Source organism: Klebsiella sp. PK18 (genome assembly GCF_057784655.1).
Genome location: NZ_CM173493.1, coordinates 4,789,975 through 4,813,770, shown reverse-complemented (window position 1 = coordinate 4,813,770; position 23,796 = coordinate 4,789,975). Strand labels below are relative to the sequence as shown.

Annotated in this window: 20 protein-coding genes, 1 pseudogene and 1 other annotated feature (1 of these 22 only partly in view); of the genes and pseudogenes, 15 read left to right on the top strand and 6 right to left on the bottom strand. The window is 56.6% G+C overall.

The features are described 5' to 3' along the window. Positions 1–45 (top strand) — a sequence feature (Thr leader region); it begins 73 nt to the left of the window's first position. Between the two features lie 25 nt (positions 46–70). The 4 genes from thrA (at position 71) to AC3EMD_RS23620 (ending at position 5,441) form a co-directional block, all read left to right on the top strand. Next, positions 71–2,533, top strand: a complete 2,463-nt coding sequence (thrA, locus tag AC3EMD_RS23635; protein WP_012542913.1) for a bifunctional aspartate kinase/homoserine dehydrogenase I — start codon at positions 71–73, stop codon at positions 2,531–2,533. 1 nt (position 2,534) lies between these two features. Then, positions 2,535–3,464 carry a homoserine kinase gene (thrB, locus tag AC3EMD_RS23630; protein WP_008807508.1) on the top strand — a complete coding sequence of 310 codons (930 nt, stop codon included), beginning with the start codon at positions 2,535–2,537 and terminating at the stop codon, positions 3,462–3,464. A gap of 3 nt (positions 3,465–3,467) precedes the next feature. Beyond that, positions 3,468–4,748: a threonine synthase gene (thrC, locus tag AC3EMD_RS23625; RefSeq protein ID WP_008807507.1), complete on the top strand. Its 1,281-nt coding sequence runs from the start codon at positions 3,468–3,470 to the stop codon at positions 4,746–4,748. Between the two features lie 315 nt (positions 4,749–5,063). After that, on the top strand, positions 5,064–5,441 hold the full coding sequence (locus AC3EMD_RS23620; protein ID WP_008807506.1) for a hypothetical protein: 378 nt from the start codon (positions 5,064–5,066) through the stop codon (positions 5,439–5,441). A 69-nt stretch (positions 5,442–5,510) separates the two neighbouring features. Here AC3EMD_RS23620 and yaaA read toward each other — a convergent pair whose 3' ends face one another. Together yaaA and AC3EMD_RS23610 are read right to left on the bottom strand one after the other, a co-directional pair. Then, positions 5,511–6,284, bottom strand: coding sequence for a peroxide stress protein YaaA (yaaA, locus tag AC3EMD_RS23615; protein WP_008807505.1), 774 nt, complete (start codon positions 6,282–6,284; stop codon positions 5,511–5,513). A gap of 77 nt (positions 6,285–6,361) precedes the next feature. Continuing rightward, entirely contained in the window at positions 6,362–7,792 is a 1,431-nt protein-coding gene (locus tag AC3EMD_RS23610) for an alanine/glycine:cation symporter family protein (protein ID WP_302073793.1), read from the bottom strand. Between the two features lie 202 nt (positions 7,793–7,994). On the opposite strand from AC3EMD_RS23610, the gene tal reads away from it, so the two are divergent. From tal to AC3EMD_RS23595, 3 genes are all read left to right on the top strand, one after another. Continuing rightward, entirely contained in the window at positions 7,995–8,948 is a 954-nt protein-coding gene (tal, locus tag AC3EMD_RS23605) for a transaldolase (RefSeq protein ID WP_004204228.1), read from the top strand. A gap of 99 nt (positions 8,949–9,047) precedes the next feature. Then, positions 9,048–9,635, top strand: a complete 588-nt coding sequence (gene mog / locus AC3EMD_RS23600; protein WP_008807503.1) for a molybdopterin adenylyltransferase — start codon at positions 9,048–9,050, stop codon at positions 9,633–9,635. Positions 9,636–9,754: 119 nt separating this feature from the next. Further along, positions 9,755–11,059, top strand: coding sequence for an MFS transporter (locus AC3EMD_RS23595; protein WP_008807502.1), 1,305 nt, complete (start codon positions 9,755–9,757; stop codon positions 11,057–11,059). 56 nt (positions 11,060–11,115) lie between these two features. Here AC3EMD_RS23595 and satP read toward each other — a convergent pair whose 3' ends face one another. The 3 genes from satP to AC3EMD_RS23580 all read right to left on the bottom strand — a co-directional run bounded on the left by satP (position 11,116) and on the right by AC3EMD_RS23580 (position 12,952). Continuing rightward, positions 11,116–11,682: an acetate uptake transporter gene (satP, locus tag AC3EMD_RS23590; protein WP_012542907.1), complete on the bottom strand. Its 567-nt coding sequence runs from the start codon at positions 11,680–11,682 to the stop codon at positions 11,116–11,118. 88 nt (positions 11,683–11,770) lie between these two features. Beyond that, on the bottom strand, positions 11,771–12,520 hold the full coding sequence (msyB, locus tag AC3EMD_RS23585; RefSeq protein ID WP_008807500.1) for an acidic protein MsyB: 750 nt from the start codon (positions 12,518–12,520) through the stop codon (positions 11,771–11,773). 27 nt (positions 12,521–12,547) lie between these two features. Next, complete coding sequence (locus tag AC3EMD_RS23580; protein WP_008807499.1) at positions 12,548–12,952, bottom strand: DUF2541 family protein; 405 nt, start codon at positions 12,950–12,952, stop codon at positions 12,548–12,550. Positions 12,953–13,338: 386 nt separating this feature from the next. On the opposite strand from AC3EMD_RS23580, the gene dnaK reads away from it, so the two are divergent. From dnaK to nhaR, 4 genes are all read left to right on the top strand, one after another. After that, the gene (gene dnaK / locus AC3EMD_RS23575; RefSeq protein WP_008807498.1) at positions 13,339–15,255 is read left to right on the top strand and encodes a molecular chaperone DnaK; all 1,917 of its coding nucleotides are present in this window, start codon (positions 13,339–13,341) and stop codon (positions 15,253–15,255) included. An 87-nt stretch (positions 15,256–15,342) separates the two neighbouring features. Continuing rightward, positions 15,343–16,476 carry a molecular chaperone DnaJ gene (dnaJ, locus tag AC3EMD_RS23570; protein WP_008807497.1) on the top strand — a complete coding sequence of 378 codons (1,134 nt, stop codon included), beginning with the start codon at positions 15,343–15,345 and terminating at the stop codon, positions 16,474–16,476. 175 nt (positions 16,477–16,651) lie between these two features. After that, on the top strand, positions 16,652–17,827 hold the full coding sequence (gene nhaA / locus AC3EMD_RS23565) for a Na+/H+ antiporter NhaA (RefSeq protein ID WP_008807496.1): 1,176 nt from the start codon (positions 16,652–16,654) through the stop codon (positions 17,825–17,827). 54 nt (positions 17,828–17,881) lie between these two features. Then, positions 17,882–18,778 (top strand): transcriptional activator NhaR, encoded by an 897-nt coding sequence (nhaR, locus tag AC3EMD_RS23560; RefSeq protein ID WP_008807495.1) that lies wholly within the window; start codon positions 17,882–17,884, stop codon positions 18,776–18,778. Between the two features lie 119 nt (positions 18,779–18,897). Here the strand turns inward: nhaR and rpsT are convergent, their stop codons facing one another. After that, a complete protein-coding gene (gene rpsT / locus AC3EMD_RS23555) occupies positions 18,898–19,161 on the bottom strand; it encodes a 30S ribosomal protein S20 (protein WP_002887965.1) in 264 nt (87 codons plus the stop codon). A 116-nt stretch (positions 19,162–19,277) separates the two neighbouring features. Here rpsT and AC3EMD_RS23550 point away from each other — a divergent pair. From AC3EMD_RS23550 to lspA, 4 genes and pseudogenes are all read left to right on the top strand, one after another. Further along, a pseudogene (locus AC3EMD_RS23550) lies at positions 19,278–19,483 on the top strand (DUF2575 domain-containing protein); the annotation flags it as partial. Positions 19,484–19,490: 7 nt separating this feature from the next. Then, positions 19,491–20,429 carry a bifunctional riboflavin kinase/FAD synthetase gene (gene ribF / locus AC3EMD_RS23545; RefSeq protein WP_008807494.1) on the top strand — a complete coding sequence of 313 codons (939 nt, stop codon included), beginning with the start codon at positions 19,491–19,493 and terminating at the stop codon, positions 20,427–20,429. A gap of 43 nt (positions 20,430–20,472) precedes the next feature. Then, positions 20,473–23,289, top strand: coding sequence for an isoleucine--tRNA ligase (gene ileS / locus AC3EMD_RS23540; protein WP_032733435.1), 2,817 nt, complete (start codon positions 20,473–20,475; stop codon positions 23,287–23,289). Beyond that, positions 23,289–23,789 carry a signal peptidase II gene (gene lspA / locus AC3EMD_RS23535; RefSeq protein WP_008807492.1) on the top strand — a complete coding sequence of 167 codons (501 nt, stop codon included), beginning with the start codon at positions 23,289–23,291 and terminating at the stop codon, positions 23,787–23,789. Before ileS ends, lspA begins: the two co-directional genes overlap by 1 nt. Positions 23,790–23,796 lie beyond the last annotated feature (7 nt).

Genomic DNA, 23,796 nt, shown 5'->3' with positions numbered 1-23,796 from the left:
AACACAGAAAAAAGCCCGCACCTGAACAGTGCGGGCTTTTTTTTTGACAAGAGATCAAGGGGTAAGAACCATGCGAGTGTTGAAGTTCGGCGGTACATCAGTGGCAAATGCGGAACGTTTTCTGCGGGTTGCCGATATTCTGGAGAGTAATGCCAGGCAGGGGCAGGTAGCGACCGTACTGTCTGCCCCGGCGAAGATCACCAACCATCTGGTGGCGATGATTGAAAAAACGATCGGTGGCCAGGATGCCCTCCCGAATATTACCGACGCTGAACGCATTTTTGCCGAACTTCTTCAGGGCCTTGCCGATGCCCAGCCCGCTTTCCCGCTTGCCCAGCTGAAAGCCTTCGTTGAGCAGGAATTTGCTCAGATTAAGCATGTCCTGCACGGCATCAGCCTGCTGGGCCAATGCCCGGATGGGGTTAATGCCGCGCTGATCTGCCGTGGCGAAAAGCTCTCCATCGCCATCATGGCGGGTCTGCTGGAAGCCCGTGGACATAAAGTCAGTGTGATTAACCCGGTCGAAAAACTGCTCGCCGTGGGCCACTATCTGGAATCCACCGTCGATATCGCCGAATCCACCCGCCGCATTGCCGCCAGCCAGATCCCGGCAGACCATATGATCCTGATGGCCGGATTTACCGCCGGCAATGAGAAGGGCGAACTGGTGGTGCTGGGGCGTAACGGCTCCGACTATTCGGCGGCGGTACTGGCCGCCTGCCTGCGCGCGGACTGTTGCGAAATCTGGACCGATGTCGACGGGGTGTATACTTGCGATCCGCGCCAGGTGCCAGATGCGCGTCTGCTGAAATCAATGTCTTATCAGGAGGCGATGGAGCTCTCCTACTTTGGCGCGAAAGTGCTGCATCCGCGCACCATTGCCCCTATCGCTCAGTTTCAGATCCCATGCCTGATCAAAAATACCGGCAACCCGCAGGCGCCGGGAACGCTCATCGGCGCCAGTCGCGATGAAGACGACCTGCCGGTGAAAGGCATCTCTAACCTCAACAATATGGCGATGTTCAACGTCTCCGGTCCGGGGATGAAAGGTATGGTCGGCATGGCGGCACGCGTCTTCGCCACCATGTCCCGCGCTGGCATCTCGGTGGTATTGATCACCCAATCCTCTTCGGAGTACAGCATCAGTTTCTGCGTGCCGCAGAGCGATTGCGCGCGTGCCAAACGGGCGATGGAAGATGAGTTTTATCTCGAGCTGAAAGAAGGGCTGCTGGAGCCGCTGGCCATTATGGAGCGTCTGGCCATCATCTCCGTGGTGGGCGACGGGATGCGTACCCTGCGCGGTATCTCGGCGAAATTTTTTGCGGCGCTGGCCCGCGCCAATATCAATATCGTGGCGATTGCCCAGGGCTCTTCCGAGCGCTCTATTTCGGTGGTGGTCAGCAATGACGACGCCACCACCGGCGTGCGCGTGACCCATCAGATGCTGTTCAACACCGACCAGGTGATTGAAGTGTTTGTCATCGGCGTCGGCGGCGTCGGCGGCGCGCTGCTGGAGCAGATCAAGCGCCAGCAGGGATGGCTGAAGAACAAACATATCGATCTGCGCGTCTGCGGTGTAGCCAATTCTCAGGCGCTGCTGACCAGCGTTCATGGCCTGAATCTGGAGAACTGGAGTGAAGCGCTGGCGGAGGCGAAAGAGCCGTTTAATCTTGGCCGTCTGATCCGCCTGGTGAAAGAGTACCACCTGCTCAATCCGGTGATCGTCGACTGTACCTCCAGCCAGGCGGTCGCCGATCAGTACGCCGACTTCCTGCGCGAAGGTTTCCATGTGGTGACGCCGAACAAAAAGGCCAATACCTCTTCGCTGGATTACTATCACCAGCTGCGCCATGCGGCCAGCAGCTCGCGCCGTAAGTTCCTCTATGACACTAACGTTGGCGCTGGCCTGCCGGTGATTGAGAACCTGCAGAACCTGCTCAACGCGGGCGATGAGCTGCGCCACTTCTCCGGGATCCTTTCCGGCTCTCTGTCCTTTATCTTCGGCAAGCTGGACGAGGGGGTGAGTTTCTCAGCCGCGACGGCGCTGGCCCGTGAGATGGGGTATACCGAGCCGGATCCGCGCGACGATTTATCCGGGGTGGATGTCGCGCGTAAGCTGTTGATTCTGGCCCGTGAGACCGGGCGTGAACTGGAGCTGTCAGACATTATCGTGGAGTCGGCGCTGCCGGCGGACTTCGACGCCAGCGGCGACGTCGAAACCTTTATGGCCCGTCTGCCCTCGCTGGACGATGGGTTTGCCTCGCGGGTTGCTAAGGCACGTGATGAAGGTAAAGTCTTGCGCTACGTCGGTAACATCGAAGAGGATGGTACCTGCCGCGTGAAAATTGCCGCCGTTGACGGCAACGATCCATTATTCAAAGTCAAAAATGGTGAGAACGCGCTGGCCTTTTACAGCCACTATTATCAGCCACTGCCGCTGGTGCTGCGCGGCTATGGCGCCGGGAACGACGTCACGGCGGCCGGCGTATTTGCCGACCTGCTGCGCACCTTGTCCTGGAAGTTAGGAGTTTAAGATGGTCAAAGTATATGCCCCGGCTTCCAGTGCCAATATGAGCGTCGGGTTTGATGTGTTGGGCGCGGCGGTCACGCCGGTGGATGGCACGCTGCTGGGCGATAACGTCACTGTTGAAGCGGCGGAGCAATTCAGTCTGCACAATCTGGGACGCTTCGCCAGCAAACTGCCGACGGCGCCGCAGGAAAACATTGTTTATCAGTGCTGGGAAAGCTTTTGCCGGGAGATCGGTAAGACGGTACCGGTGACGATGACCCTGGAAAAAAACATGCCGATCGGCTCCGGGCTCGGCTCCAGCGCCTGCTCGGTGGTCGCCGCGCTGGTGGCCATGAACGAGTTCTGCGGTAAGCCGCTCAACGAGACGCGGATGCTGGCGCTGATGGGGGAGATGGAAGGGCGTATCTCCGGCAGCATTCACTACGATAACGTGGCGCCGTGCTATCTTGGCGGCATGCAGTTGATGATCGAAGAGAACGGGATTATCAGCCAGCAGGTGCCGGGGTTTGATGAGTGGCTGTGGGTGTTGGCCTATCCGGGGATTAAAGTATCCACCGCCGAAGCGCGGGCGATTCTGCCGGCACAATACCGCCGCCAGGATTGTATCGCCCATGGTCGCCACCTCGCGGGCTTTATTCATGCCTGCTACACCCGCCAGCCGCAGCTGGCGGCAAAATTGATGAAAGATGTCATTGCCGAACCGTACCGTACCAAACTGTTGCCGGGCTTTAGCGAAGCGCGCCAGGCGACAATGGAGATCGGTGCGCAGGCTTGCGGCATCTCCGGCTCTGGCCCGACGCTGTTTGCGTTGTGTGATAAACCGGACACCGCACAGCGCGTCGCCGACTGGCTTGGCGCGCACTATCTGCAGAATCAGGAAGGCTTTGTTCATATTTGCCGGCTGGACACGGCGGGCGCACGCGTAGTGGGATAACCAATGAAACTGTATAACTTAAAAGATCATAACGAGCAGGTCAGCTTTGCGCAGGCCGTCACCCAGGGACTTGGCAAGCATCAGGGTCTGTTCTTTCCGCACGATCTGCCGGAATTCAGCCTGACTGAAATCGACGACATGCTGGCGCAGGATTTTGTCACCCGCAGCGCCAAAATTTTATCGGCCTTTATCGGCGATGAGATCCCGCAGGATGTCCTGCAGCAGCGGGTGCGCGCAGCGTTTGCGTTTCCGGCGCCAGTAAGCAAGGTTCAGGACGATGTCGGCTGCCTGGAGCTGTTCCACGGCCCGACGCTGGCGTTTAAAGATTTTGGCGGCCGCTTTATGGCGCAGATGCTGACCCATATCGCCGGCGATAAGCCGGTCACCATTCTCACCGCAACCTCTGGCGACACCGGGGCGGCGGTGGCGCATGCCTTCTACGGTCTGCCGAACGTCAAGGTCGTGATCCTCTATCCGCGCGGTAAGATCAGCCCGCTGCAGGAGAAGCTGTTCTGTACCCTCGGCGGCAACATTGAAACCGTGGCGATTGATGGCGACTTTGATGCCTGCCAGGCGCTGGTGAAGCAGGCGTTTGACGATGAAGAGCTGAAGGCCACGCTGGGGCTCAACTCGGCTAACTCCATCAACATCAGCCGCCTGCTGGCGCAGATCTGCTACTACTTCGAAGCGGCGGCGCAGCTGCCGCAGGAAGCTCGCAATCAGCTGGTGATTTCCGTGCCAAGCGGCAACTTCGGCGATCTGACCGCTGGTCTGCTGGCCAAGTCGCTGGGTCTGCCGATTAAGCGCTTTATTGCCGCCACCAACGCGAACGACACCGTTCCCCGTTATCTGCAGGGCGGCGAGTGGGCGCCAAAAGCCACCCAGGCGACGCTGTCTAACGCCATGGACGTCAGCCAGCCGAACAACTGGCCGCGCGTCGAGGAGCTGTTCCGCCGTAAAATCTGGCGCCTGAGCGAGCTGGGTTACGCCGCGGTCGATGATGAGACCACCAAAGCGGCGATGCGCGAGCTGAAGGCCATCGGCTACATCTCTGAGCCGCACGCGGCGATTGCCTGGCGCGCGCTGCGCGATCAGCTGCAGCCGGGAGAGTACGGCCTGTTCCTCGGTACCGCGCATCCGGCGAAATTCAAAGAGAGCGTGGAAGAGATCCTGCAGGAAACCCTGCCGCTGCCGAAGGAGCTGGCTGACCGCGCCGACCTGCCGCTGCTGTCCCACAATCTGCCGGCTGATTTCGCCGCGCTGCGTAAGCTGATGATGGGCTAAGCCAGGCAATAATATCGGCAACATGATCGACCAAACCGGGCAGCTATTGCCCGGTTTTTATATTTAAAGCACTTTTTCCATATCAAAAAAACTTCTCTCCATAAAATTCCCCACACTATTTTATTGTCAGCGCACTGCTTTTATTGCAAACTCGTTTCCGGATTGTCCTCTTTGCAGGGTATTTTCACTGGATTATCTTTTTTATTTATTATTTCATGCTGGTTATATTTATGCTGCTGATTTTATTATGATGCGGCTATAGATATCATTTGTTATAGATGCATTGTTAATGCACAAGGTTTTCAAGGAGGAAACATGCGTATTTTATCTCTTCTCTTCGTGGTGTTCGCTTTAATCGGGTGCTCCGGAACAACGATTGGCGGTAATGAAGATAAATTAACGCCAGCCTATCTGAAACAACATCTCATTGTCGGGAAAACCACCAAAGCCGAGGTTCGTCAGTATTTTGGTGCCCCGGATTCTGGTCATACGACGGTGACGGCGTCGGGTAAAGAGAGCTGGTATTATTCAGTAGATAAAGGGATCAACCTGGTCAGCCTCGCGGGTTCCATGATCCCGGTAACCGGGGCATCGCAAGCTGCCGATGCGGTCGATAAGTCCAGCCAAAAAGATTCGAACTCGTTGATGATTTTCTTCGATGAAAAAGGCGTAGTGGAAAACTGGGTGCGTTAAAATAAGTAATAATCTGTTTAATTATATTGAAAAGGGGAATGACTCCCCCTTTTTTATTACCGTAACGTGTTACTGCTCGTGGCGTTTAAACACCAGTTCGCCTTTCTCCGAAGCCTCCGCATCAAAGAAATAGCCTTCGCTATTAAAGGCTTTGAGCTGCTCCGGCTGGGTTAAGCGGTTTTCGATAATGTAGCGACTCATCAGACCGCGCGCCTTTTTCGCATAGAAGCTGATCACTTTGAATTTACCGTTTTTCTCATCGAGGAAGACCGGCTTGATCAGCTGACCCTGCAATTTTTGCGTTTTCACCGACTTAAAATACTCATCGGAAGCCAGATTGATGACGATATCGTCGCCCTGAGCCTGCAGCGCCTGATTCAGCTTCTCGGTAATGGTCTCGCCCCAGAACTGGTACAGATCTTTGCCGCGCGGGTTTTCCAGACGGATCCCCATCTCCAGGCGGTAGGGCTGCATCAGGTCCAGCGGGCGCAGCACGCCATACAGGCCGGAGAGCATGCGCAGGTGTCGCTGGGCGAAGTCAAAGTCGTCCTCGGTGAGCGTCTCTGCCTGCAGGCCGGTGTAGACATCGCCCTTAAAGGCAAGGATCGCCTGGCGGGCATTTTGCGGCGTAAAGTCAGGATGCCAGTCGTGGAAACGGGTGGCGTTCAGATCCGCCAGCTTGTCGCTAATGCTCATTAGCTTGCCGATTTGCGGCGCGGTCAGCTTACGAGCGATGCCGATAAGCTGTTGAGAGTACTCGAGGAGTTCGGGCTGGGTATAGCGAGTCGTTGCCAGCGGGCTTTGATAATCGAGCGTTTTAGCAGGTGAAATCAGAATCAGCATATCCAGTCCTTGCAGGTAATTTCGACGAATTTTAACAAAAAAAGTGCATGGTGGGATCGATAGCTGCGATTGCCGCGCTATTCGCGCGGCAGTTCATTCCAGGCGCCCGGGGCCAGTTGCTGGTGAATATCCGGGTAGCGGGCGGCATCGAAAGTGGGCTGGATACCCAGCCGCCGCTGGCGCAGATAATCGCTGGCGATAATCCGCACCGTCGGGGAAAGCAGCAGGATGGCCGTCAGGTTGGTCATCGCCATCAGCGCCATGATGATATCCGCACTCTGCCAGACGACGGGCAGGCTAACCAGGGTTCCCAGCAGCACCATCAGGACGGTGAGTAATCGCAGCCCCCAGATGTAGCGAGGCTTATCCAGACGCAGAAAGACCAGATTATTTTCCGCATACACGTAGTTGGCCACAATAGAGCTAAAGGCGAACAGCAGCACGATGAGGGCGATAAAATCGGCTCCCCAGCCGCCGACCAGCACGCTCATCGCATGTTGCAAGTCCTGAATGCCATTGAGCGTATATTCATTGTCGGGGCGCGGCGCCAGCATGACGATAATCGCGCTGGCAGTACAGATCACGATGGTATCGATAAACACGCCAATCATCTGCACGATCCCCTGCGCTGCCGGGTGCGGCGGCCAGGAGGCGGCGGCCGCGGCGGCGTTAGGCGAAGAACCCATCCCTGCTTCATTGGAGAACATGCCGCGCTGGAAGCCACTGGTCAGTGCCTGGCTGATGGAGTAGCCCACCGCGCCGGCGGCGGCTTCCTGCCAGCCGAAGGCGCAGCGAAAGATGGTGGCAAAAATGGTCGGCAGGGCGGTGACGTGCCACAGGCCGATGAGCAGGCTGGTGGCGATCCACAGCAGCGCCATGATGGGCACCAGCCACTGCATCAGGCGCGCCACGCCGCGCAGGCCACGGAGAATGGCCAGGAAAACGAAAATGGCCAGCACGCCGCCGCTGACTGCCGCTGGCAGATCGAACGCATAGTGCAGGGCATGGGCCACCGAGTTGGCCTGCACGGTGTTAAAGATAAATCCATAGGCCAGCAGCAGGAGGATCGAAAACAGAACGCCCATCCAGCGCATGCCGAGACCGCGCGCCATATACCACGCCGGGCCACCGCGAAACTGTCCCTGGCTGTCGCGCTCTTTGTATAGTTGCGCAAGAGAACACTCAGCGAAGCTGCTGGCCATGCCGAGCAGGGCGGAAACCCACATCCAGAATACGGCCCCAGGCCCGCCGGCGGCGATCGCCAGCGTCACCCCGGCAAGGTTGCCGCTGCCGACCCGGGCGGCAAGACTGGTACAGAGCGCCTGGAAGGATGTTAAACCGCCCGGCTGCTGGTGCAGGCTTTTTTTCAGACTGCGGCCGAATTTGCGCACGTAACGGAACTGAATACCCCGGGTTTGCCAGCTAAACCAGATCCCTGCCCCCAGTAACAGATAAATCATCACTGAGCCCCAGAGTATTTCATTGATAAATGAGAGAAAATCAGGCATTAAACATCCTCTTGTCCATGCCGGTACGCTTGTGTAAGCGTTACCAATTAAGTGACAATCCTTTCGCTTTCAGCAAATTAAGCGGCACAGTTTATCACACTCTGCGCTCTTCTCTCGTCGGCGGTTGCGCTGACCCGGCAGCGTGTTATCATCTGGGCAGACCGGTTACATCCCCTTAACTGCTGTTTAAGAGAAATATATCATGACGGATAAATTAACTTCTCTGCGTCAGTACACCACTGTCGTCGCTGACACCGGAGATATTGCGGCAATGAAGCTGTATCAGCCTCAGGATGCCACCACCAACCCTTCCCTGATTCTCGGCGCGGCTCAGATCCCTGAGTACCGTAAGCTGATTGATGACGCTGTGGCCTGGGCACGTAGCCAGAGCAGCGATCGCGCGCAGCAGATCCTCGATGCTTCCGACAAGCTGGCGGTGAACATCGGTCTCGAAATCCTGAAACTGATCCCGGGCCGTATTTCCACTGAAGTGGATGCACGCCTCTCCTATGATACTGAAGCGTCTATCGCGAAAGCCAAGCGTATCATCAAGCTGTATAACGACGCGGGCATCAGCAACGATCGTATTCTTATCAAGCTGGCTTCCACCTGGCAGGGCATTCGCGCCGCTGAACAGCTGGAAAAAGAAGGCATCAACTGTAACCTGACGCTGCTGTTCTCCTTCGCTCAGGCTCGCGCTTGCGCCGAAGCGGGCGTCTTCCTGATTTCGCCGTTTGTTGGCCGTATCCTCGACTGGTACAAAGCCAACACCGACAAGAAAGAGTACGCGCCGGCAGAAGATCCGGGCGTGGTTTCCGTCAGCGAAATCTACGAATACTACAAGCAGCACGGCTATGAAACCGTGGTGATGGGCGCCAGCTTCCGTAATGTTGGCGAAATCCTGGAACTGGCCGGCTGTGACCGCCTGACCATCGCCCCGGCGCTGCTGAAAGAGCTGTCTGAAAGCGAAGGCGCCGTTGAGCGCAAACTGGTTTATACCGGCGAAGTGAAAGCGCGTCCGGAACGTATTACCGAATCTGAGTTCCTGTGGCAGCATAACCAGGATCCGATGGCGGTAGACAAACTGGCGGAAGGTATCCGTAAGTTTGCGATCGACCAGGAAAAACTGGAAAAAATGATCGGCGAACTGCTGTAATCCCGCAGGTGGCCGACGCCCGTCGGCCACATTACACTGTCTGTCCCGCCTCCGGCAGTGTATCATTTCGTTTAACGCCACAGTTTGAACGGAATAACCATGAATACCTTACGAATCGGCTTAGTTTCCATCTCCGATCGCGCCTCCAGCGGCGTCTATCAGGATAAAGGCATCCCGGCACTGGAAGAGTGGCTGGCGCGTGCCCTCACCACCCCTTTCGAACTGCAAACCCGCCTGATTCCGGATGAGCAGGTGATCATTGAGCAAACGCTGTGCGAACTGGTTGACGAGATGGGGTGCCATCTGGTGCTGACCACCGGCGGAACCGGCCCTGCGCGTCGCGATGTGACGCCTGACGCAACGCTGGCGATTGCCGATCGCGAGATGCCGGGCTTCGGCGAGCAAATGCGCCAGGTTAGCCTACACTTTGTGCCGACGGCTATCCTTTCCCGGCAGGTCGGGGTGATCCGCAAGCAGGCGTTGATCCTCAACCTTCCCGGACAACCGAAAGCGATTCAGGAGACCCTGGAAGGGGTAAAAGATGCTGACGGCAAGGTACTGGTGCACGGTATTTTTGCAAGTGTACCTTATTGTGTACAGTTGCTGGAGGGGCCTTATGTGGAAACCGATGGCCGTGTGGTAGAAGCATTTCGTCCTAAGAGCGCCAGGCGCGAAACTTTATCCTGAATTTAATGCATTTGTGACATAACCTGCATCGCTGATGGTGTGCCGTTTTATTTACGATATAGTGCTGTTTACTTTACACGCTATAAATCACGCTGCACACCTCAGGATGAAATCGCGTTATGTCATATGCAAACCGACCGCTAAACCGCCAGGATTATAAAACGCTGACGCTGGCCGCCCTGGGCGGCGCGCTGGAGTTTTATGACTTTATCATTTTCGTTTTCTTTGCCGCCGTCGTCGGTGAGCTCTTCTTTCCCGCAGATATTCCCGAATGGCTCCGTCAGGTACAAACCTTTGGCATTTTCGCCGCCGGTTATCTGGCGCGCCCGCTGGGAGGGATCATCATGGCCCACTTTGGCGATCTGGTGGGACGCAAGAAAATGTTCACCCTCAGCATCCTGCTGATGGCGCTGCCGACCCTGGCGATTGGCCTGCTGCCAACCTATAGCTCGGCGGGCATCGTCGCGCCGTTGCTGTTACTGCTGATGCGTATTCTGCAGGGGGCGGCGATCGGCGGGGAAGTTCCTGGCGCCTGGGTGTTTGTCGCCGAGCATGTCCCGGAAAAACGCATTGGTATCGCCTGCGGTACGCTGACGGCCGGCCTGACGGTTGGCATTCTGTTGGGGTCGGTGGTGGCGACGCTTATCAACACCAGCCTGACGCCGCAGGGGATCCACGACGGCGGCTGGCGGATCCCCTTCCTGCTGGGCGGTGTATTTGGTCTGATTGCGATGTATCTGCGTCGCTGGCTGCAGGAGACGCCGATTTTTCTTGAGATGCAGCAGCGTAAAGCGCTGGCGCAGGAGCTGCCGGTAAAAGCGGTAGCGCTGAAGCACCAGAAGGCGGTGGTGATCTCTATGCTGCTGACCTGGCTGCTGTCGGCAGGCGTGGTGGTGGTGATCCTGATGTCGCCGGTCTGGCTGCAGAAACACTATGGCTTCGCGCCGGCGATTACCCTGCAGGCCAATAGCATCGCCACGATTATGTTGTGCATCGGCTGTCTGCTCGCCGGGCTGGCGGCGGATCGCTTTGGCGCCAGCCGGACTTTCATCGTCGGCAGCCTGCTGCTGGCGGTTGCCAGCTGGGCATTTTACCACCTGTCCGGCGCCAGCCCGCAGCGGCTGTTTCTGCTCTACGGCACGGTGGGGCTCTGCGTCGGGGTGGTAGGGGCGGTGCCTTATGTCATGGTGCGGGCCTTCCCGGCTGAAGTGCGCTTCACCGGCATCTCATTTTCCTACAACCTGTCGTACGCGATCTTTGGCGGCCTGACGCCGATTGCGGTCACCATGCTGATGGGCGTGTCGCCGATGGCGCCAGCCTGGTATGTGCTGGCCCTCTCGCTGATGGGGCTAGGATTAGGTATCTGGCTGCGTCAGGGGCTGACGGCGTCGGCGGGATTGCCGGAAGGGGAACTGCAGCGTTGAGTCTGGTCTACCGATGATGACCTGCCGCCGCCCTGTGACAGGACGGCGGCGGACGATTAACGTGGTTCGCCGATCGGCAGCACGGTGCGGCCGAACTGCTCGTTCAGCACTTCACCCATCGCCAGGTAAATAGCGCTGGCGCCACAAACCAGGCCGACCCAGCCAGCGACTTTCACAATGCCTTCGTTATCCACCAGATGACCAATCGCCAGCAGCGCGAACAACACGGTCAGGCTCAGGAAGACAAACTGCAGCATGCGGGCTGCTTTCAGGGTGCCAAAGAACATAAACAGGGTAAAGACGCCCCACAGGCCGAGGTACATGCCGAGGAAGTGCGCGTTAGGCGCTTCCGCCAGACCCATTTTCGGCATCAGGAGGATAGCCACCAGCGTCAGCCAGAAGCTGCCGTAGGAGGTAAAAGCGGTTAAGCCAAAGGTGTTGCCTTTCTTGTATTCAAGCAGGCCGGCAAAAATTTGCGCAATGCCGCCGTAAAAAATGCCCATCGCCAGGATAGCTACATCGAATGCGAACAGGCCGCTATTCGCCAGGTTAAGCAGAATAGTGGTCATGCCGAAGCCCATAAGGCCCAGCGGTGCCGGATTAGCCAACTTAGTGTTGCCCATAATTCCTCAAAATTATCATTAAAAGGGAAGCATTACCCCGCGACTTGGCGGCGGGGCGCGGCATAATAATGAGGCGCTGAAGGGCTGTCTATGATCTGGCGGGGTATTTTTCACCAATTTCTGTTGCGCCCGACGGCGGCTGGATCATTTGCCGTAAACAGGCAATATGCAGGACCGCAGGGATGGTGACCCGGTAAGCGCTGCCGCTCACCGCTTTGACGCTGTTCAGCGCGGCGCCGAGCGGCCCGCCCAGCCCGGCGCCGCGCACCAGACCATGACCAATAACGCTTACGGCGGCATGAGTGCGCAGAATGGCGGTTAAGCGCTCGTCCAGCAACAGGGCGACCCCTTCGCTTAGCTTGCGGTGCCTCAGCAGATGGGGCAACAGATTTTCCAGCTCATGGCTCCGGCAATCCACCGCGGCAAGAAATTGTGCCTTTTGCTCCGCATCCAGCTTATTCCAGCTGTGCTGCAGGAAATGTTCCAGTAACTGCTGTTCGATCTGCGGCGTCGTCATCTGTTTGTCGACCTTCGCCTTCAGCCGTTTACACACATCCAGCAGGATCGCGCGATAAAATTTGCCGTGGCGGCGTAGGGTGTTGGCGATGCTGTCGCCGCCAAAATGCTGTAGCTCTCCGGCAATCAGCTGCCAGTTGCGGCGATAGCGTTCAGGGTGGCCCTCCATTGCTAAAAAGGTCTCGTTGCGCAGCAGCGTGCTGGAGAGGCGGGGTTTGCCGTTTTCGCCGTGGGTCAGAATACGGGTAAAAGCTTCCAGATGCGCCTCGCTGCACTCAGGAAGAAAGGCCAGATCGTCATCTGCCAGATAGTTAATATGCATAAATCATCCCTCCTCAGGATAACGAGGTTAGTCGTCGCCGATAATTTTTAATGAGGCCATATCTGAGGAGTGGACCGTGTGGCCGGAGAAGGCGATTTTCTTCACACAGCGTTTGCTGTCGTTATCGCTATTGATGTTGATCCAGCCGGAGGTGCTGCCCTCTTTTATCCCGGCGGGGACGTTCAGCGTATGGCTGGCGCCGCGGCTGGCCTTAAAGTAGACCGTCGCCCCGGAAAGCTGTACATCGCCGCGCTCGGCGCTGAGCTGAATGCGTTTGACGACCCGACAGACCGGGAGTTTCAGCGTCAGGTCGTTGGTTTCATTGCGCGGCATGGCTACCACACCGAGGATTTTATGGTCATTGGCGGCCGCCGAGGTGATAAACGATAAGCCGAGGATAAGCCCCGCGGAAATCCGGAATAGTGGTTTCATCAATCTGTCCCCTGAATAAGTAAAGTGCGACGGCGAGGGATATTATCACCAGGGGCGTGGGGCCATTAGCGCGCAAGTATTGCGGGTTATGTCAATGATATTATGAATATATTTTGTTTTTACATTCATCATTTATATATGCATTTCGCTGCCTCTTTTGGCGCCTGACAATGTCGCTCGGGACGCTTTTCACGACTCAGGTCGGGGCCCGGTGCAAAAAATTTTTAGGCTTGCCCCTTGATGCCGGGGTGGGCGACCCCATCTTGTAGTCAACCGCAGTGAAGAACCTGAAAAAAAATGATGTCTGGGCAGTTGAAACCGCACGTTTCGCCCTTATTACAGGTTCACAACCACATGTTGATCGAATTTTTAGTGGAGACGTTTAGATGGGTAAAATTATTGGTATCGACCTGGGTACTACCAACTCTTGTGTAGCGATTATGGATGGCACTACTGCACGCGTGCTGGAGAACGCCGAAGGCGATCGCACCACGCCTTCTATCATTGCCTATACCCAGGATGGTGAAACTCTGGTTGGTCAGCCGGCTAAACGTCAGGCAGTGACAAACCCGCAAAACACCCTGTTTGCGATTAAACGCCTGATTGGCCGCCGCTTCCAGGACGAAGAAGTTCAGCGTGACGTTTCTATCATGCCATACAAAATTGTTGCCGCAGACAATGGCGACGCATGGCTGGATGTGAAAGGCACCAAAACTGCACCGCCGCAGATCTCTGCTGAAGTGCTGAAAAAAATGAAGAAAACGGCTGAAGATTACCTGGGTGAACCGGTAACTGAAGCGGTTATCACCGTACCGGCTTACTTCAACGATGCGCAGCGTCAGGCAACCAAAGATGCCGGCCGTATCGCCGGTCTGGAAGTCAAACGTATCATCAACGAACCAACCGCGGCCGCGCTGGCTTACGGTCTGGATAAAGAAGTCGGTAACCGCACTATCGCGGTATACGACCTCGGTGGTGGTACTTTCGATATCTCTATTATCGAAATCGACGAAGTTGACGGCGAGAAAACCTTTGAAGTACTGGCGACCAACGGTGACACCCACCTGGGCGGTGAAGACTTCGATACGCGTCTAATCAACTACCTCGTTGATGAGTTCAAGAAAGATCAGGGCATTGACCTGCGTAACGACCCGCTGGCCATGCAGCGCCTGAAAGAAGCCGCTGAGAAAGCGAAGATTGAACTGTCTTCTGCTCAGCAGACCGACGTTAACCTGCCGTATATCACTGCAGATGCGACCGGTCCGAAACACATGAATATCAAAGTGACTCGCGCGAAACTGGAAAGCCTGGTAGAAGACCTGGTTAACCGTTCCATCGAGCCGCTGAAAGTGGCCCTGCAGGATGCCGGTCTGTCCGTTTCCGATATCAACGACGTGATCCTCGTTGGTGGTCAGACTCGTATGCCGATGGTGCAGAAAAAAGTCGCTGAGTTCTTCGGTAAAGAGCCGCGTAAAGACGTTAACCCGGATGAAGCTGTGGCGATCGGCGCAGCGGTTCAGGGTGGTGTACTGACGGGTGATGTGAAAGACGTTCTGCTGCTGGACGTAACCCCGCTGTCGCTGGGTATCGAAACCATGGGCGGCGTGATGACAGCGCTTATCAACAAAAACACCACTATCCCGACCAAGCACAGCCAGGTGTTCTCTACTGCAGAAGACAACCAGTCTGCGGTAACCATCCATGTGCTGCAGGGTGAGCGTAAACGCGCGTCTGATAACAAATCACTGGGTCAGTTCAACCTGGATGGTATTAACCCGGCGCCGCGCGGTATGCCGCAGATCGAAGTCACCTTCGACATCGATGCTGACGGTATCCTGCACGTTTCCGCGAAAGACAAAAACAGCGGTAAAGAGCAGAAGATCACCATCAAGGCGTCTTCCGGTCTGAATGAAGAAGAAATTCAGAAAATGGTTCGCGAAGCAGAAGCTAACGCCGAATCTGACCGTAAGTTCGAAGAGCTGGTACAGACCCGTAACCAGGGTGACCATCTGCTGCACAGCACTCGTAAGCAGGTTGAAGAAGCAGGCGATAAACTGCCGGCTGATGACAAAACCGCTATTGAATCTGCGCTGACTGCGCTGGAAACTTCCCTGAAAGGCGAAGACAAAGCGGACATCGAAGCGAAAATGCAGGCGCTGGCGCAGGCTTCTCAGAAGCTGATGGAAATTGCTCAGCAGCAGCACGCTCAGCAGCAGGCGGGTTCCGCTGACGCTCAGGCGAGCAACGCGAAAGACGACGATGTTGTCGACGCTGAGTTCGAAGAAGTGAAAGATAAAAAATAATCGCCCTTTGAACGGGTAAAACACTGGCACGGGCGAAGAGGTTTCCTCTCCGCCCGTGCACGCATGTTAAGGGGCTGAAAAACACCGATGGCAAAGCAAGATTACTACGAGATTTTAGGCGTCTCCAAAACAGCGGAAGAGCGTGAAATCAAAAAGGCTTACAAGCGCCTGGCCATGAAGTATCACCCGGACCGCAACCAGGGTGATAAAGAGGCCGAAGCCAAATTTAAAGAAATCAAAGAAGCGTATGAAATCCTGACTGATGCCCAGAAGCGTGCGGCCTACGATCAGTACGGCCACGCGGCCTTCGAACAGGGCGGCATGGGCGGCGGCGGCGGTTTTGGCGGCGGTGCGGATTTCAGCGATATCTTTGGCGATGTTTTCGGCGATATCTTTGGCGGCGGACGTGGTCGTCAGCGCGCGGCGCGCGGCGCCGATCTCCGTTACAACATGGAGCTGACGCTGGAAGAAGCGGTGCGTGGCGTCACCAAAGAGATCCGTATTCCGACGCTGGAAGAGTGCGACGTCTGTCACGGCAGCGGCGCCAAGGCCGGCAGCAAGCCGCAGACCTGTCCGACCTGTCATGGCGCAGGCCAGGTGCAGATGCGTCAGGGCTTCTTTGCGGTACAGCAGACCTGTCCGCACTGTCAGGGACGCGGTACGCTGATTAAAGATCCATGCAACAAATGTCATGGTCATGGGCGTGTAGAGAAAACGAAAACCTTGTCGGTTAAAATTCCGGCAGGTGTGGACACCGGCGATCGGATCCGTCTGGCGGGCGAAGGCGAAGCTGGCGAGCATGGCGCACCGGCAGGCGATCTGTACGTACAGGTCCAGGTGAAGCAGCACGCTATCTTTGAGCGTGAAGGTAATAACCTGTACTGCGAAGTCCCGATCAACTTCACGATGGCGGCGCTGGGTGGTGAGATTGAAGTGCCGACGCTCGACGGTCGCGTCAGTCTGAAAGTGCCGGGTGAAACCCAGACCGGCAAGCTGTTCCGCATGCGCGGCAAAGGTGTGAAATCCGTTCGCGGCGGCGCCCAGGGCGATCTGCTGTGCCGCGTGGTGGTGGAGACGCCGGTAGGGCTGAATGAGAAGCAGAAGCAGCTGCTGAAAGAGCTGCAGGAGAGCTTCGGCGGCCCGACCGGGGAAAACAACAGCCCGCGTTCGAAAAGCTTCTTCGACGGTGTGAAGAAGTTCTTCGACGACCTGACCCGCTAATTCCGCTTTTCCTGATATCCGGCCCGGGCCTTGCTGCCCGGGCTTTTTTTGCCTTACGCCTCCTCTTTTATTCGTAAAAAACGAGCTTTAAAGCAATTTAAATCTGATTTTTTCGAGTTATCAGTGTGTGTATTATGCTTTTATCGAGTTATTCACCAACAGGATGAAAGTAAAAGTGAAACATCTGCAACGATTCTTTAGTAGCGATGCTTCCGGCGGCATTGTCTTAATCATTGCCGCCGCGCTGGCGATGGTGATGGCCAATACCAGCGTGACCAGCGGTCTGTATCACTCCTTCCTGGAGACGCCAGTTCAGCTGCGAGTGGGGGCGCTGGAGATCAATAAGAACATGCTGTTATGGATCAATGATGCCCTGATGGCGGTGTTTTTTTTACTGATTGGCCTGGAGGTCAAACGTGAGCTGATTCAGGGGTCGCTGGCGAGCCGTCGTCAGGCGGTGTTTCCAGTGATTGCCGCGCTCGGCGGGATGATTGTGCCGGCCCTGGTCTATCTGGCTTTTAACGCCCAGGATCCTGTCGCCAGAGAGGGGTGGGCGATCCCCGCGGCGACGGATATTGCCTTTGCGCTCGGTGTGCTGGCGCTGTTAGGTAGCCGGGTACCGACGGCGCTGAAGATTTTCCTGATGGCGCTGGCGATTATTGATGACCTCGGGGCTATCGTGATTATCGCGCTGTTTTATACCCACGACCTGTCCATGCTTTCGCTGGGCGTGGCGGCGGCGGCAATTGCGGTGCTGGTGGCCCTGAACCTCAGCGGCGTGCGGCGTACCGGGATCTATATTCTGGTTGGCGCGGTGCTGTGGACGGCGGTGCTGAAGTCTGGCGTTCATGCGACCCTTGCCGGGGTGATCGTCGGCTTTATGATCCCGCTAGAGGAAAAGCATGGCAAGTCACCGGCCAAAGCGCTTGAGCATGTCCTGCACCCGTGGGTCGCGTTTATGATCCTGCCGCTGTTCGCCTTCGCCAACGCTGGCGTTTCGCTGCAGGGAGTCACCCTGGCCGGACTGACGTCGCTTCTGCCGCTGGGCATTATGGCCGGGCTGTTTATCGGCAAGCCGCTGGGGATCAGCCTGTTCTGCTGGCTGGCGCTGAAGCTGAAGTGGGCCTCGCTGCCGGAGGGGACCACCTGCAAGCAGATCATGGCGGTGGGTATTCTGTGTGGGATTGGCTTTACGATGTCGATTTTCATCGCCACTCTGGCCTTCGGTAGCGTCGACCCCGCGTTGATCAACTGGGCCAAGCTTGGCATCCTGATTGGCTCAGTGCTATCAGCAGTCATCGGATATCTCATACTGCGTCAGCGCGTGACGGAGACTCGCCTCGCGGTATAACCTTTCTGCAGGAGAGCCTGCGTGGCTCTCCTGGACATTATCAGGGAGAGAAGCATGTCACATATCAACTACAACCATCTGTACTACTTCTGGCACGTGTATAAAGAAGGGTCCGTCGTTGGCGCGGCGGAGGCGCTGTTTCTGACGCCGCAGACGATTACCGGGCAGATCAAAGCCCTGGAAGAGCGCCTGCAGGGTAAGTTGTTTAAGCGAAAAGGAAGGGGACTGGAGCCGAGTGAGCTGGGCGAGCTGGTCTTCCGCTATGCCGACCGCATGTTTACCCTCAGCCAGGAGATGCTCGACATCGTCAACTACCGCAAAGAGTCGAATCTGCTGTTTGATGTCGGCGTCGCTGATGCGTTATCCAAGCGGCTGGTCAGCGGCGTGCTGGATGCCGCCGTCGTTGAGAGTGAGCAGATCCATCTGCGCTGTTTTGAATCCACCCATGAGCTGCTGCTGGAGCAACTGAGCCAGCATAAGCTCGATATGATTATCTCTGACTGTCCGATCGACTCGACACAGCAGGAAGGGCTATTTTCGGTGAAGATTGGCGAGTGCAGCGTCAGCTTCTGGTGCATGAATCCGGCGCCGACGAAGCCGTTTCCGGCCTGTCTGGAAGAGCGGCGGCTGCTGATCCCCGGTCGGCGTTCGATGCTGGGGCGTAAACTGCTGAACTGGATTAACGTGCAGGGCCTGAAGGTGGAGATCCTCGGCGAATTTGACGATGCGGCGCTCATGAAAGCCTTCGGCGCCGCGCATAATGCGATATTTGTCGCGCCGACGCTCTATGCGCATGATTTCTACTATGACGAATCGATTATCGAAATTGGCCGCATGGATAGCGTGATGGAGGAGTATCACGCTATTTTTGCCGAGCGAATGATTCAGCATCCCGCGGTTCAGCGCATCTGTAATCGCGATTACTCGTCACTGTTTACCGAACCCCGATAGCCTGCCGGCGTGGGCTGGCGTGGCGCTGGCCGCGCCAGCGCGCGTTAGCGGGGGAAGATGGCGGGCATAAAAAAACCCGCTTTCGCGGGTTTCTTTAACAAAGTTCAGCAAGCAGGCGATTAAGCCAGTTTGTTGATCTGTGCAGTCAGGTTTGCTTTATGACGCGCAGCTTTGTTTTTGTGGATCAGACCTTTAGCAGCCTGACGGTCCACGATTGGTTGCATTTCGTTAAATGCTTTCTGTGCAGCAGCTTTGTCGCCAGCTTCGATAGCTGCGTATACTTTCTTGATGAAAGTACGCATCATAGAGCGACGGCTTGCGTTGTGCTTGCGAGCCTTTTCAGACTGAACGGCGCGCTTCTTAGCTGATTTGATATTAGCCAAGGTCCAACTCCCAAATGTGTTCTATATGGACAATTCAAAGGCCGAGGAATATGCCCGTTTAGCCTTCTTTTGTCAATGGATTTGTGCAAATAAGCGCCGTTTAACACCACAGCGCTTCATTACGTAGTGATGGCGCAAGATTCTACCAGCTTGTTGCAGGCGAATACAGCTTTTCCACCATAAAAATCGCCGGGCGCGGCCAGTTTTCCCGCTTTCTCGCGCTGAGTGAATGAATTCCTGAGAACTTTCGTTGCCGAGGTGCAATCGCTGGTTAACGTTGACAGTTGTACAAGGTATACTCGGACGATTTTCACTGTTTTGAGCCAGACATGAAGCTGATACGCGGCATACATAATCTCAGTCAGGCGCCGCACGGGTGCGTGCTGACCATTGGTAATTTTGACGGCGTGCATCGTGGGCATCAGGCACTGCTGCAGCGGTTGCGCGAAGAGGGCCGCCAGCGCGGTTTACCGGTGGTGGTGATGATTTTCGAACCCCAGCCGCTGGAGCTCTTTGCCGCCGATAAAGCCCCGGCGCGGTTGACCCGCCTGCGTGAAAAGCTGGGCTATCTGGCTGAAAGCGGGGTCGACTATGTATTGTGCGTTCGCTTTGACCGCCGGTTCGCCGCGCTAACCGCGCAGGATTTTATCAGCGAACTGCTGGTGCGCCGCCTGGGTGTGCAGTTCCTTGCCGTCGGTGATGATTTCCGCTTTGGCGCTGGTCGCCAGGGGGATTTTTTGTTATTGCAAAAGGCCGGAGCGGAATACGGCTTCGACGTGACCAGCACCCAGACTTTCTGCGAAGGTGGGGTGCGTATCAGCAGTACGGCGGTGCGTCAGGCGCTGGCGGATGACGATCTCCTGCTGGCGGAGACGCTGCTGGGCCATCCGTTTAGCATCTCCGGACGCGTCGTTCATGGTGATGAACTGGGCCGTACCATAGGTTTTCCGACGGCGAACTTACCGCTGCGTCGTCAGGTTTCCCCGGTTAAAGGGGTCTATGCGGTAGAAGTGACAGGGCTGGGCGACAAACCCATAGCGGGCGTCGCCAATATTGGCACCCGTCCAACGGTCGCGGGCGTGCGTCAGCAGCTTGAAGTACATCTGTTGGACGTTGTAATGGACCTCTACGGTCGCCATATCAATGTAGTACTGCGTAAAAAGATACGTAACGAGCAGCGGTTTGCGTCGCTGGACGAGCTGAAGGCGCAAATCGCACGTGATGAGTTAACGGCCCGCGAATTATTTGGGCTGACCAGCCAGGCCTGAGCCGCTGGTGTTTATCAAACCGAAATACGGAACCGAGAATCTGATGAGTGACTATAAATCGACCCTGAATTTGCCGGAAACAGGGTTCCCTATGCGTGGCGACCTCGCCAAACGCGAACCGGGAATGCTGGCGCGTTGGACCGATGATGACCTGTACGGCATCATTCGTGCAGCCAAAAAAGGCAAAAAAACCTTCATTCTGCATGATGGCCCTCCTTATGCGAATGGCAGCATTCATATTGGTCACTCGGTTAACAAGATTCTGAAAGACATTATCGTTAAGTCCAAAGGACTGACGGGCTATGACTCGCCGTACGTGCCGGGCTGGGACTGCCACGGTCTGCCGATCGAGCTGAAAGTCGAGCAGCAATACGGTAAGCCAGGTGAGAAATTCACCGCCGCTGAATTCCGCGCCAAGTGCCGTGAATATGCCGCTGAGCAGATCGACGGTCAGCGTAAAGACTTTATCCGCCTGGGCGTGCTGGGCGACTGGTCGCGTCCGTACCTGACCATGGACTTCAAAACTGAAGCCAATATCATCCGCGCGCTGGGTAAAATCATCGGCAACGGTCACCTGCATAAAGGCGCTAAGCCGGTGCACTGGTGCGTTGACTGCCGTTCCGCGCTGGCGGAAGCGGAAGTGGAGTATTATGACAAAACGTCTCCGTCTATCGATGTGGCGTTCCACGCGGTAGATAAAGCCGCGGTACTGGCGAAATTCGGCGTGGCCGACGTCAACGGCCCGGTGTCGCTGGTTATCTGGACCACCACGCCGTGGACCCTGCCGGCTAACCGCGCCATCTCTCTGTCGCCGGAATTCGACTACGCGCTGGTGCAGGTTGACGGTCAGGCGCTGATCCTGGCGAAAGACCTGGTTGAGAGCGTAATGAAGCGCCTTGGCGTTACGGATTACCGTATCCTGGCGGCGGTACAAGGTTCTGAGCTTGAACTGATGCGCTTCCAGCATCCGTTCCTCGATTTTGACGTGCCGGCGATCCTTGGCGACCACGTGACGCTGGACGCGGGTACCGGCGCGGTGCATACCGCCGGCGGCCACGGTCCGGACGACTACACTATCAGCCAGAAATACGGTCTGGAAATCGCCAACCCGGTTGGCCCGGACGGTGCTTATCTGCCAGGTACTTACCCGTCTCTGGACGGTATCAACGTCTTCAAAGCCAACGACATCATCGTTGAGATGCTGCGTGACAGCGGTGCGCTGCTGCACGTGGAAAAAATGCAGCACAGCTATCCGTGCTGCTGGCGCCACAAATCGCCGATCATCTTCCGCGCCACCCCGCAGTGGTTCGTCAGCATGGATCAGAAAGGCCTGCGCGCGCAGTCGCTGAAAGAGATCAAAGGCGTGCAGTGGATCCCGGACTGGGGCCAGGCGCGTATCGAATCGATGGTGGCCAACCGCCCTGACTGGTGTATCTCCCGTCAGCGTACCTGGGGCGTGCCGATGTCGCTGTTCGTGCACAAAGAAACCCACGAACTGCATCCGCGTACCCTCGAACTGATGGAAGAAGTGGCGAAACGCGTTGAAGTTGACGGCATCCAGGCGTGGTGGGATCTCGATTCCCGCGACATCCTTGGCGATGACGCCGACAGCTACGAGAAAGTGCCGGATACCCTCGACGTGTGGTTTGACTCCGGGTCGACCCACTCTTCCGTGGTTGATGTGCGTCCGGAATTCGCCGGTCATGCCGCCGATATGTATCTGGAAGGTTCTGACCAGCATCGCGGCTGGTTTATGTCCTCGCTGATGATTTCCACGGCGATGAAAGGCAAAGCGCCATACCGTCAGGTACTGACCCACGGCTTCACCGTCGACGGTCAGGGCCGCAAAATGTCCAAGTCTATCGGTAACACCGTTAGCCCGCAGGACGTGATGAACAAGCTGGGCGCCGATATCCTGCGTCTGTGGGTGGCCTCCACCGACTACACCGGCGAAATGGCGGTCTCCGATGAGATCCTCAAACGCGCCGCGGACAGCTATCGTCGTATCCGTAACACCGCGCGCTTCCTGCTGGCGAACCTGAACGGTTTCGATCCAGCGAAAGACATGGTTAAACCGGAAGAGATGGTGGTGCTGGACCGCTGGGCAGTCGGCTGCGCGCAGGCGGCACAGGAAGATATCCTGAAAGCCTACGAATCCTACGACTTCCATGAAGTGGTACAGCGCCTGATGCGCTTCTGCTCCATCGAAATGGGCTCGTTCTACCTCGACATCATCAAAGACCGCCAGTACACCGCGAAAGCGGACAGCGTGGCGCGTCGCAGCTGCCAGACCGCGCTGTTCCACATCGTGGAAGCGCTGGTGCGCTGGATGGCGCCGATCATGTCCTTCACCGCGGACGAAATCTGGGGCTACCTGCCGGGCGATCGTGAGAAATATGTCTTCACCGGCGAGTGGTATGAAGGTCTGTTCGGCCTGGCCGACGATGAAGCGATGAACGACGGTTTCTGGGATGAATTGCTCAAGGTGCGCGGCGAAGTCAACAAGGTGATCGAGCAAGCGCGTGCGGATAAGAAAGTCGGTGGCTCTCTGGAAGCAGCGGTCACGCTGTATGCCGATGCCGACCTGGCGGCCAAGCTCAACGCGCTGGGCGATGAATTACGATTTGTCCTGTTGACCTCCGGCGCCAACGTTGCCGATTATGCGCAGGCGCCGGCTGATGCCTGGCAGAGCGATCTGCTGAAAGGGCTGAAAGTGGTCCTGAGTAAAGCCGAGGGCGAGAAGTGCCCACGCTGCTGGCATTACACCAGTGACGTCGGCAAGGTAGCGGAACACGCAGAAATCTGCGGTCGCTGTGTGAGCAACGTCGCCGGTAACGGCGAGCAACGTAAATTCGCCTGATGAGTAAATCGATCTGTTCAACGGGGCTACGCTGGCTGTGGGTCGTCGTAGCCGTGCTGATTATCGATCTGGGTAGCAAATTCCTGATCCTCCAGAACTTCGCTCTGGGGGAGACGGTTCCGCTGTTCCCGTCGCTTAATCTGCATTATGCCCGCAACTATGGCGCGGCGTTTAGTTTCCTCGCCGACAGCGGCGGCTGGCAGCGCTGGTTCTTTTCCGGGATCGCGATCGGCATTTGTGTGGTGCTGACGGTACTGATGTACCGTTCGAAGGCGACGCAAAAGCTGAACAATATTGCCTACGCCCTGATTATCGGCGGTGCGCTGGGTAACTTGTTCGATCGCCTGTGGCACGGCTTCGTGGTCGATATGATCGACTTCTACGTCGGCGACTGGCATTTCGCCACCTTCAACCTCGCCGATAGTGCGATCTGCATCGGCGCAGCGCTGATTGTGCTGGAAGGTTTCTTGCCGAAACCGACCGCGAAAGAGCAGGCGTAAATGTCAA

Bases quoted from the DNA above. Each gene is read 5' to 3' on its own strand.
- thrA (WP_012542913.1), top strand. From the start codon at position 71: ATGCGAGTGTTGAAGTTCGGCGGTACATCAGTGGCAAATGCGGAACGT.
- thrB (WP_008807508.1), top strand. From the start codon at position 2,535: ATGGTCAAAGTATATGCCCCGGCTTCCAGTGCCAATATGAGCGTCGGG.
- thrC (WP_008807507.1), top strand. From the start codon at position 3,468: ATGAAACTGTATAACTTAAAAGATCATAACGAGCAGGTCAGCTTTGCG.
- AC3EMD_RS23620 (WP_008807506.1), top strand. From the start codon at position 5,064: ATGCGTATTTTATCTCTTCTCTTCGTGGTGTTCGCTTTAATCGGGTGC.
- yaaA (WP_008807505.1), bottom strand. From the start codon at position 6,284: ATGCTGATTCTGATTTCACCTGCTAAAACGCTCGATTATCAAAGCCCG.
- AC3EMD_RS23610 (WP_302073793.1), bottom strand. From the start codon at position 7,792: ATGCCTGATTTTCTCTCATTTATCAATGAAATACTCTGGGGCTCAGTG.
- tal (WP_004204228.1), top strand. From the start codon at position 7,995: ATGACGGATAAATTAACTTCTCTGCGTCAGTACACCACTGTCGTCGCT.
- mog (WP_008807503.1), top strand. From the start codon at position 9,048: ATGAATACCTTACGAATCGGCTTAGTTTCCATCTCCGATCGCGCCTCC.
- AC3EMD_RS23595 (WP_008807502.1), top strand. From the start codon at position 9,755: ATGTCATATGCAAACCGACCGCTAAACCGCCAGGATTATAAAACGCTG.
- satP (WP_012542907.1), bottom strand. From the start codon at position 11,682: ATGGGCAACACTAAGTTGGCTAATCCGGCACCGCTGGGCCTTATGGGC.
- msyB (WP_008807500.1), bottom strand. From the start codon at position 12,520: ATGCATATTAACTATCTGGCAGATGACGATCTGGCCTTTCTTCCTGAG.
- AC3EMD_RS23580 (WP_008807499.1), bottom strand. From the start codon at position 12,952: ATGAAACCACTATTCCGGATTTCCGCGGGGCTTATCCTCGGCTTATCG.
- dnaK (WP_008807498.1), top strand. From the start codon at position 13,339: ATGGGTAAAATTATTGGTATCGACCTGGGTACTACCAACTCTTGTGTA.
- dnaJ (WP_008807497.1), top strand. From the start codon at position 15,343: ATGGCAAAGCAAGATTACTACGAGATTTTAGGCGTCTCCAAAACAGCG.
- nhaR (WP_008807495.1), top strand. From the start codon at position 17,882: ATGTCACATATCAACTACAACCATCTGTACTACTTCTGGCACGTGTAT.
- ribF (WP_008807494.1), top strand. From the start codon at position 19,491: ATGAAGCTGATACGCGGCATACATAATCTCAGTCAGGCGCCGCACGGG.
- ileS (WP_032733435.1), top strand. From the start codon at position 20,473: ATGAGTGACTATAAATCGACCCTGAATTTGCCGGAAACAGGGTTCCCT.
- lspA (WP_008807492.1), top strand. From the start codon at position 23,289: ATGAGTAAATCGATCTGTTCAACGGGGCTACGCTGGCTGTGGGTCGTC.